This is a genomic window from Armatimonas sp., from assembly GCF_043760365.1.
Lineage (GTDB): Bacteria > Armatimonadota > Armatimonadia > Armatimonadales > Armatimonadaceae > Armatimonas.
Genome location: NZ_JAYUPA010000959.1, coordinates 1 through 7,942 on the forward strand (window position 1 = coordinate 1; position 7,942 = coordinate 7,942).

9 protein-coding genes are annotated in these 7,942 nt (G+C 61.0%); 2 read left to right on the forward strand and 7 right to left on the reverse strand.

Going from position 1 to position 7,942, the window contains the following annotated elements:
* Positions 1-200: 200 nt before the first annotated feature.
* Genes ACH2EH_RS24335 through ACH2EH_RS24350 form a run of 4 tightly spaced genes read right to left on the reverse strand, consistent with a single transcriptional unit; the run spans position 201 to position 2,254 of the window.
* Positions 201-800 (reverse strand): hypothetical protein, encoded by a 600-nt coding sequence (locus tag ACH2EH_RS24335; protein ID WP_395145902.1) that lies wholly within the window; start codon positions 798-800, stop codon positions 201-203.
* A gap of 38 nt (positions 801-838) precedes the next feature.
* Entirely contained in the window at positions 839-1,720 is an 882-nt protein-coding gene (locus ACH2EH_RS24340; protein WP_395145903.1) for a nucleoside hydrolase, read from the reverse strand.
* A 3-nt stretch (positions 1,721-1,723) separates the two neighbouring features.
* On the reverse strand, positions 1,724-2,080 hold the full coding sequence (locus ACH2EH_RS24345) for a hypothetical protein (protein WP_395145905.1): 357 nt from the start codon (positions 2,078-2,080) through the stop codon (positions 1,724-1,726).
* 42 nt (positions 2,081-2,122) lie between these two features.
* Entirely contained in the window at positions 2,123-2,254 is a 132-nt protein-coding gene (locus ACH2EH_RS24350) for a hypothetical protein (protein WP_395145907.1), read from the reverse strand.
* 114 nt (positions 2,255-2,368) lie between these two features.
* On the opposite strand from ACH2EH_RS24350, the gene ACH2EH_RS24355 reads away from it, so the two are divergent.
* Both ACH2EH_RS24355 and ACH2EH_RS24360 read left to right on the forward strand, forming a co-directional pair.
* On the forward strand, positions 2,369-2,578 hold the full coding sequence (locus tag ACH2EH_RS24355; RefSeq protein WP_395145909.1) for a hypothetical protein: 210 nt from the start codon (positions 2,369-2,371) through the stop codon (positions 2,576-2,578).
* Positions 2,575-3,480: a hypothetical protein gene (locus ACH2EH_RS24360; protein ID WP_395145911.1), complete on the forward strand. Its 906-nt coding sequence runs from the start codon at positions 2,575-2,577 to the stop codon at positions 3,478-3,480. The genes ACH2EH_RS24355 and ACH2EH_RS24360 overlap by 4 nt, the downstream gene beginning before the upstream one ends.
* On the opposite strand, the gene ACH2EH_RS24365 is transcribed toward ACH2EH_RS24360, so the two are convergent.
* The 3 genes from ACH2EH_RS24365 to ACH2EH_RS24375 all read right to left on the reverse strand — a co-directional run bounded on the left by ACH2EH_RS24365 (position 3,477) and on the right by ACH2EH_RS24375 (position 7,830).
* Positions 3,477-3,947: a DinB family protein gene (locus ACH2EH_RS24365; protein WP_395145912.1), complete on the reverse strand. Its 471-nt coding sequence runs from the start codon at positions 3,945-3,947 to the stop codon at positions 3,477-3,479. The two genes, ACH2EH_RS24360 and ACH2EH_RS24365, sit on opposite strands and share 4 nt — an antisense overlap.
* Positions 3,948-3,959: 12 nt before the next feature.
* A complete protein-coding gene (locus ACH2EH_RS24370) occupies positions 3,960-5,351 on the reverse strand; it encodes a DUF1501 domain-containing protein (protein ID WP_395145914.1) in 1,392 nt (463 codons plus the stop codon).
* A 175-nt stretch (positions 5,352-5,526) separates the two neighbouring features.
* Positions 5,527-7,830 (reverse strand): DUF1549 domain-containing protein, encoded by a 2,304-nt coding sequence (locus ACH2EH_RS24375; RefSeq protein WP_395145916.1) that lies wholly within the window; start codon positions 7,828-7,830, stop codon positions 5,527-5,529.
* Between the last annotated feature and the right edge of the window lie 112 nt (positions 7,831-7,942).

Here is a 7,942-nt window from a genome sequence, read left to right on the forward strand (position 1 = left end):
GGCAGTAATGGGAGTGAGCCACTTGGCACATGCCATAGACCAACTCGTTCATGGTTCTCAATGTCCGATTCTTTGACTGCGCGCCATCGCATTGGGCTATCCCGTAGCAGAAACGCAATCTCGGGATCCTGGGAGAGTAGTTCCGCCAATACCGGTGCGTCGCTTCTGGTTAGGTACATGGGTAACCAAGGCATGACGATTTACTCACCGATGGTGAAGACATTGCCGCGTCCGGGGGCGATAACGACTTTGCGGTGCTGGTTGGCGTAGCGGAGGGCGGCGATGAAGTTGATGTGCGGGTCTGAGATGAACTCTCCAGGGTAGAGATCGGGCAGCAGACGCAGGAACGGGGTTTCGGAGCGTCCGCCCGGCCCGACGGTATGAAAGAGATAGCCCATTGCTATGCCCTGCTCAGGGAGCGAGCCATCGGACAGGGGCAGGAGAATACGTGCTGTGGGGCGTGCCTTCTCGGGCAGGGCGAGGCGTTTTTTTACCGTGGGCGGAATGCTGATCCCGTCAAAGAGCCAGAGCTGACCCTCAGTCACCCTATCCGCCACTGTGGTCAGCTCCCCCCCGATGGCATCACGCGATGCTGTCGCGGTGGCCCAGGCTCCTTTTTGCCAGAGAAGCAGTGGCAGCGGCAATGTCAGGGCTTTCTTAAGCTCCCGTACCGAGGCTTCAGCGCGCGGGCTACGTGCTTTTGCCCATGTCGAGAGAGTCAAAACCTCGCTCTCGTGATGCTGAAGTGCGTCCTCCAGCTCACGACGGAGCGCGACGGCGAGTTCCGGCATGATTAGCATAACACCTCTATTCTACTTTAGTTTCCGATTCCACGTACCTACCCGCTCGTGATCGTGAAATAATGCCTGAAAAACGCCTCGACATCCACTGTTGTCGCGATTTCATGGGCCCCACTCGTGTCTGCTTGCCAGCGGGTCATGCCCTCCAGCGGCCCCGGCTCGATCACCGTTGAGATCGTTCCCGTCTGGTAGTCACAGAGATCGGGCGCAAAAAGCAGCGCGGCGGCGAGAGGATCGTGGAAAGTCAGTAACTCGGAGTGGTTGAACCAGACCTCGGCCATTCCCAGGGTTGCGGCCAGTGCTCCCCCGGCGGCGGCGAAGCGCTCCCGGACGCGTGCGGCGGGCATCACGCACTGAAGTGTCACGTCGAGGCCCACCGAGAGCAGCTTTCCCGCGCCGTGCTTGTAGGTCAGTGCGGTGGCAATCGGGTCAAGAAACGCGTTCCACTCTTTAGCGCCCGGCCCGCCGGTCACAAAGCGCCCGCACATCAGCACGAGCTTCTTCAGCAAGCCCGGCAGCTCAGGATCGGCAGCGAAGAGCGTCCCGATATTAGTCATTGGGCCCACGGCGAGTAGGGTGAGCTCGCCGGGCCGGGAGCGGATGCTATTTCTGAGAAACTCCAGCGCCCCGAAGCCGGTGGGATAGTCTCTGCGGTGCTGCAGGTTCTCAATCGCGGCGTACTGCGCCACACCCTGCTCACGCCCGTGAAGTAGCGGCCCGGCCAGCCCGGCGTGGATCGGAATATCCGCGCGGCCCGCTGCACGGCAGATTACCTCACAGAGCGCGGCTCGCTTTGCCGTATCACCGGTTGCCGTGGTGATGCCCACCAGCTCGCACTCGGGCTGTGAGAGCAAGTAGGCCAGTGCCACGGCATCGTCTATATCGTTACCGATATCTGTATCAAAAAGAACGGGTGTCATGGCTTAGCGCTTGGGTGCGGCCTTTGTGAACTCGTCCAGAATCGTCTGGCGCTGGGCATCACTCAGGCGCGGGGCGGTCTTCTTGAGCAGCTCACCAAACGCCACAATTTCCTCAGGGGCAGCCGGACAGCCGATATTGGTCGGGGGAGCCGTGGGATTCTTGAGAACGGGCATGACATTGGAGTCGGCGAGCTTCTTGCCTTTTGCATCCAGAAAGACCATGAAGGGCAGGCCGGATTTCGCGCCGCCCATTGCGGCCATGAACTCACCGCCGCCGGGATTTTCGAGCACTTTCTTAGGGCCATTTTCCAGCACGACGAGCACGCGGGTGACATAGTTTTCGTCGAAAAGTGGTTTCACCACCGGGTTGTCAAGGACGGCTTCCAGCCGCCGACACCACCCTCACCACGAGGCACCGAAGTGGACAAAGATTGTCTTTTTCTGCTTGCGCGCCGTCTTCATGGCATCTGCCATCACCTCTTTGGTGAGTTTGGGAGCTACCACCGCCGCTGCCGTTTTTTCCTGTTTGAACATGAGAGTTCCTCCAGGATACTCATTCGCGAAAAATCTCTCGAAACCCTCTTTCCGCTGTGCCCTGCGCTTGAGGAGTGTCTTAACCGAAGTAAAGATTTAAGGGGAGAAACAAAAATGAAGGTCACCACACTGACGGTAGATTATCAGGTCACCCGCTCACGGGATTTTCAGTCCGTGCGCCTCGGGGGCTCGGTGCAGCTTGAGATAGGCGAGAGCGACGATAAGAAAGAGTGTCTGGAAAAAGCGCGTCGCTGGCTTGCCGGGCAGCTCAATGCCGCTGCGGAAGAGGAGCTAGAGAACGTCCTTTTTGGACCGCGTAAGTGATTGTTTTTGGCGGTACAGGGCGCAATCTCTCACCGCCACCCGACACGGCCCGCCGTGCTTGCTGGGAGCTCCAGGGCGAGTGGGGTAATTTTTTAGGCACTCCGATTGCGGCCCGCTGGTTTGTCACAGCCGCTCATGTTGGCGGGCAGCTTGGGGATGTTTTTGTGCTCGCGGGGCGGCGCTACGCCGCTGTCGCGCACGAGAAAATTCCTGGCACCGACACAGCGCTCTGGCGTGTGGATCGCGACTTTCCTCGCTGGGCCACCCTCTGTGAGGGCGATGAGCAAGGGTGGGAGCTTTTCATTGTCGGGCGAGGCACGGCACGTGGGAGCGAACTTCTGGGCAAGGGCTGGCGCTGGGGGCCGATTGATCATAAAAAAAGTTGGGGGATGAACCGAGTCGGGGGCTTTCTCAAGAGCAAGCCCTACGGCGAGCTTCTCCTTGCGACGTTCGATAAAAACGCTGGCCCCGATGAAGCCACGCTCTCCGATGGTGACAGCGGTGGTGGCGTCTTTCTCAAAGGCCGCAATGGCAAGTGGCGGCTGGCGGGGCTCAACCACGATATCAACCCGGGCGACGATGGCGTGGATCGGTTCTACAGCACCACGGGCCGCAAAGACGATCTCTTCCGCGCCGCCCTCTACGACGGGCGCGGGCTTTTTCTGGGGCCACCGGATGCGCTGAAGCCCGTTACTGGAGAGAGATCACGCCCCACCGTCGTGGCCGCACAGCGCCTCTCTGCCTATCGTGCGGAGATCGCCCGTATCCTCGCACACCCCGACCGTGCCTACCCCGACCACGCGCCGCTCCTACAAACCCGCTGGGGGCAGCGCGGCAGTGTGGCACTTGCTGGAGCCGTGGGAGTGACCGTGGTGGCGCTCCTGCACCAAAAGAGGCGCTAGCCTTTTGGAATGTGAAACTCGGTGTCGCCGTAGAGGAGCTGGAGCTGGTTGATCTGGCCCGCGTGGTAGGCCATGTTGCGGTAGGGAAAATCAATGATCTGGTAGCCTGTCATAGACCGGCGTAACCTATACTCTTTCTCTAAGTCCGCGTCGCTCATACCCCGGATCACGGCGGCGCACTCGGCGGCGCTAGTGATCAGATCCTGTTCAGCCGCTTCCAGGCTGGTGTACTCGGACTTCACCTCAAACGGGCGGAACAGAGGCGGCTTCTCGCCTTTCAGCAGCGCGGCAAAGAAACGATTCGCCGCCGCACACTCCGCCACCTGCTCCCGCGCCGTGCGCAGACCCGCCGATCCTGAAACGTCGGGCACCCAGCTTTGTTTGTCCTCGGGCATCGAGCCCAGCCAGAAGGCGAGCAGCTTGGCCGATCCCTCGATCTTCTCCGCTTGAAACTCTTGAACAGTCATTGATTTTACTTTCTATGCGCCTTTTGCTAAAAGTGCACCGATGGGCTTGCCCAGCCCATCGCGAGTCACATAGAACGGGCGCTTCTCGACTTCGTAGGCGTGCTTAGGGGAGATTCCCAGCGCGTGGTAGATCGTCGCGTGCAGATCCTCGATCACCACCGGGTTCTCGATGGTCTTGCACGGGCGCTCGTCGGCGGTCTTGCCGTAGACGAAGCCTTTTTTTACGCCGCCGCCAAACAGCAAGACACTCCCGGCATCGGTGAAGTGGCGGTGCATGCCGTAGAACTTGAGCTCGTTGACGATATCGGGAACCGTCACTTGATCCCGCACGCGGGCATCGGGCTTGCCTTCCATCATCATGTCCCGCGAGAACTCCGAAGCTAAGACAATCAGAGTCCGATCCAGCAGGCCGCGCTCCTCTAAATCTCTCACGAGCTGCGCAATCGGCGCATCAATCTGGCGCTTCATCTCGGCGAGGCGCGTGTGCCCATTGTCGTGCGTGTCCCAGCCAAAGAACGGGACGTACTCGGTGGTCACTTCAATGTAGCGTGCGCCCGCCTCGCGCAGGCGACGTGCTAATAAACACCCCTGCCCAAAGCGCCCCGTGTTGTAGATATCATAGCTGGCCTTGGGCTCTTTTGTGAGATCAAACGCGCTGGCCGCAGACGACGAGAGTAGGCGATGCGCGTTGTCCAGCGAGCGCAGTAGGCTCTCTTTCTGGTAGTCCGAGCCGAGCTTGCCGACCACCGACTCCTGGACGAGCTTTTTGTAGAGCGCCTGGCGGCTCGCAAATCGCCCCGGCGTCATTCCGGCCGGTGGGCGCACGGCCTCGACTGCTTGGTCAGGATAAGGCAGGTTGAACGGCCCAAACTCGCTGCCCAGAAAACCCGCCGTCGTAAATGCCTTGAGCTCCTCGCCCTCCCCGACATCGAAGCGCTGCCCGATATTGATAAACGCCGGGACAGCCTCATTCAGCGGTCCGAGTGTCCGCGCGATCACCGAGCCAATGTGCGGCGCGGCGACGGTCTGCGGCGGTGCGTAGCCCGTGTGCCAGTGGTACTGGTGGCGCGAGTGCAGAATCGCCCCGAGATCCCCGGCCCGGTAGGTGCGAATCAGCGTCGCTCGGTCCATCACCTGCGCCACTTTCTCCAGCCCCTGCGAAATTTGAAGCCCATCCACCACGGTCGGGATCGCCGGAAACGTAGACAAGATCTTCTCCGAGGGCGTCCCCGCCTCATACGGCGTGTAGCGCTTGGGGTCAAACGTCTCCGTGTGGGCCATCCCGCCGCCCATCCACAGCACAATCACCGCATCGGCGGTCGCCTTCGGGGCGGGCTGCGCGGCCCAGAGCGGGCGGGCATAGCCCGCCGCCAGCGCGGATAAAAGTAGCTCTCGTCGGTTCATGTTTTTTTCTCTTATCGCCCCCATGAACGGGGGCGTGATATTGTCCTTGTGCCTCGGACACAAAGGCCACTTCGGGCCATAACCCAATTTGCTCGGGATGGGCGGTACGCCCTTTGTGTCGGAGCTTGCGACGGCAATAAGACCGGGTGCCCTCTGGGCGCGTGAATGGGGGCGATCAGTATAACTGAAACTCGGGGCTCATCAGCAGTGCCCAGAGAATGTCTTCTAGCGCCTCGGGGGTGAGCTTGGTTCCTACGGCTTGGCGGATCGTGGCCCTCTCCGTGGCCGTGGGCGGGCGGCTCAGGCCGGTCTGGTAGAGGCCGTTTAGGACATCCTCGCCGTTGCCCGCGTGGCGGAGCCAAGTGGACGCGCCGGTCTTGAGGCGTGCGGCCAGCAGCGGGCCGTTGGTTAGCTCTAGCGCTTGGAGTGTGGTGGCCACACTCTGGCGCTGGGTCACCGTCTGCTCCCGGTTGGGCCGTCCGAGGGCGCGGGTGAAGGCATCGGCGGTGGTGAGGGCGGCTCGTGCCTCGATCAGCGCACGCGATGCCTCAACGACGGCAAAGCGCACCGAGACTTCTGCCGGTGCTTCGTCCACCGCCCCCTGATCAGGGCCCACTAGTGTGCGAAAATGGGTCGCGCCACGGGGAATGGCGTAGAGTAGCACCGAGTTGGCATGTGTCCCAATGCCACGCGTGTAGGTCTGTTGGTTCACCCGGAGCGCCTTACCGACGACACTTTTATCGGTTTGGACCGTCCCAAACCCCGTGGTCGTGGAGAGTGGGATGAGCTCGCGCAGGCTTATTTCTCGTCCATTCTCGAAAACAAAGCGCGGCTCAATCCAGTTCGCCCAGTCGTGGTTACTAGTGCCGTTGCCATCGGTTGCCACTAGGGCGAGCACTTCCTCGCCACGGAGCGCGACATCCACTGGCTTGTCTCCCTTGCGCATCAGGCCGCTGTCAAAGAGCACTTTCCCGGTGCGCTTGGGAACGCTCACCGCGCCTTTATTAATGCGAAGCGTCTCCACCGGCGTCGGCCAGCTTTCCGTGAGCATGGAGATCGCATCGGTGAGCTGCTCGGCGGAGAGGCGCTTGACGGTGGGGCCGGTGAATACATAGCCGCTTGCCCGTTCTTTAGAAAGCCTCTGCGACGGCAACTGGTACGCGCGGCTGGTGGCGATCTGCGCCAGTGTGTACTTCAGATCGTAGCCGTGCGCGACAAAGTCACTAGCCAGCCAGTCTAGCAGTGCCGGATTCCAGGGCTTGTGATCCAGCTCATCGTTGGGCTCGATCAGCCCACGCCCCATGAGCTTGGTCCAGAGCCGATTGACGATCACGCGGGCAAAACGCCCGTTAGCAGGCGAGGTCATCGCAGCCGCCACTTGCGTCCGCCGCGTTGCCAGTGGCGCACTGCCGTCCACCACGCCCAGCTCCGGCCAGAGAAACTTTGCGCTCGCCATTGTCCCCGTCGGCTTGTCGCAGCGCACCAGCTCCAGCGGCGTGTCCGAGAATGCGGCGGCCAGGCCGTAGGCATCGCGCAGTTTCCAGTTGCTGGTGAAGCTATCGTGGCACGAGGCGCACTTTAAATTTACCCCCAGAAACACCTGTCCGATATTCTGCGCCGCTTGGAGCGGTGGCCGCTGACTGGCATTCACGACACCGCGCCAGACAATTCCTTTGATAAAACCCTCGGACTCGGCACTTGGTGGGGCGATTAGCTCGCGTGCAAACTGGTCGTAGGGCTTGTTGCTCTCCAGTGCGGCGTAGAGCCAGTTCGTGATCTGGCTTCGGCCACCATCAATATAGCCCGTCCCGACATAGTCATTACGAAGCGCGTCGTTCCAGAATGTCAGCCAGTGCTCCGTGTAGTTCTTCGCGTCGGCCAAGAGGCTCGTCACCAGCCGCTCACGCTTATCCGTGCGTGTGTCCCACACAAAGGCATTGAGCTGGGCAGGGGAGGGCAGTAGCCCGATTAAATCCAGATACGCCCGCCGCACAAACACCCGGTCACTGACCAAGGTTCTGAGCACCACTTTTCCGAGCAGCCGGTCAATCGCATTGCCCTCGCCTGCGGGCACAGCCACTTCCCGCAGTGCCATCGGTGGTGTCCATGCCGCATCCTCGCTCTGGGCCGCGCCGTCAAAGGGCAGGCCCGCATCAATCCAGCGCCGCAGAGTCTCCACCTCGCTCGCCTTGAGACGCGCCCCCTGCGGCGGCATCGCGCCTTTGCTCACCAGCTCGATCAGATAGCTCTGCGCCCCCTTGCCGGGCCGCACCACGGGATGGGTTTTGCCGCCCGTCAGAATCGCCTCGCGGCTGTCGAGTGAGAAGTCTCCCTGCTTGGCTCCATTGCTATGGCACGATGAGCAGTTCTTTTTTAGAATCGGCAGCACATCGCGCTGATAAGAAACTGTCTTTTGTGCTGCCAGCGCCATGACACTTAAGCCCCCCAGTGCCAGCACCCCTACAAACCTACGAATCATGCCTACTATGATACCGCCGATGAGGCCCTCAAGGAGATCATGGTATCCTGACACTTGGCTATGACTGACTTAGAGCATCAAATTACGCGGCGGCGCACGTTTGCGATTATCT

Bases quoted from the DNA above. Each gene is read 5' to 3' on its own strand.
- ACH2EH_RS24350 (WP_395145907.1), bottom strand. From the start codon at position 2,254: ATGTTCAAACAGGAAAAAACGGCAGCGGCGGTGGTAGCTCCCAAACTC.
- ACH2EH_RS24375 (WP_395145916.1), bottom strand. From the start codon at position 7,830: ATGATTCGTAGGTTTGTAGGGGTGCTGGCACTGGGGGGCTTAAGTGTC.
- ACH2EH_RS24355 (WP_395145909.1), top strand. From the start codon at position 2,369: ATGAAGGTCACCACACTGACGGTAGATTATCAGGTCACCCGCTCACGG.
- ACH2EH_RS24370 (WP_395145914.1), bottom strand. From the start codon at position 5,351: ATGAACCGACGAGAGCTACTTTTATCCGCGCTGGCGGCGGGCTATGCC.
- ACH2EH_RS24335 (WP_395145902.1), bottom strand. From the start codon at position 800: ATGCTAATCATGCCGGAACTCGCCGTCGCGCTCCGTCGTGAGCTGGAG.
- ACH2EH_RS24340 (WP_395145903.1), bottom strand. From the start codon at position 1,720: ATGACACCCGTTCTTTTTGATACAGATATCGGTAACGATATAGACGAT.
- ACH2EH_RS24365 (WP_395145912.1), bottom strand. From the start codon at position 3,947: ATGACTGTTCAAGAGTTTCAAGCGGAGAAGATCGAGGGATCGGCCAAG.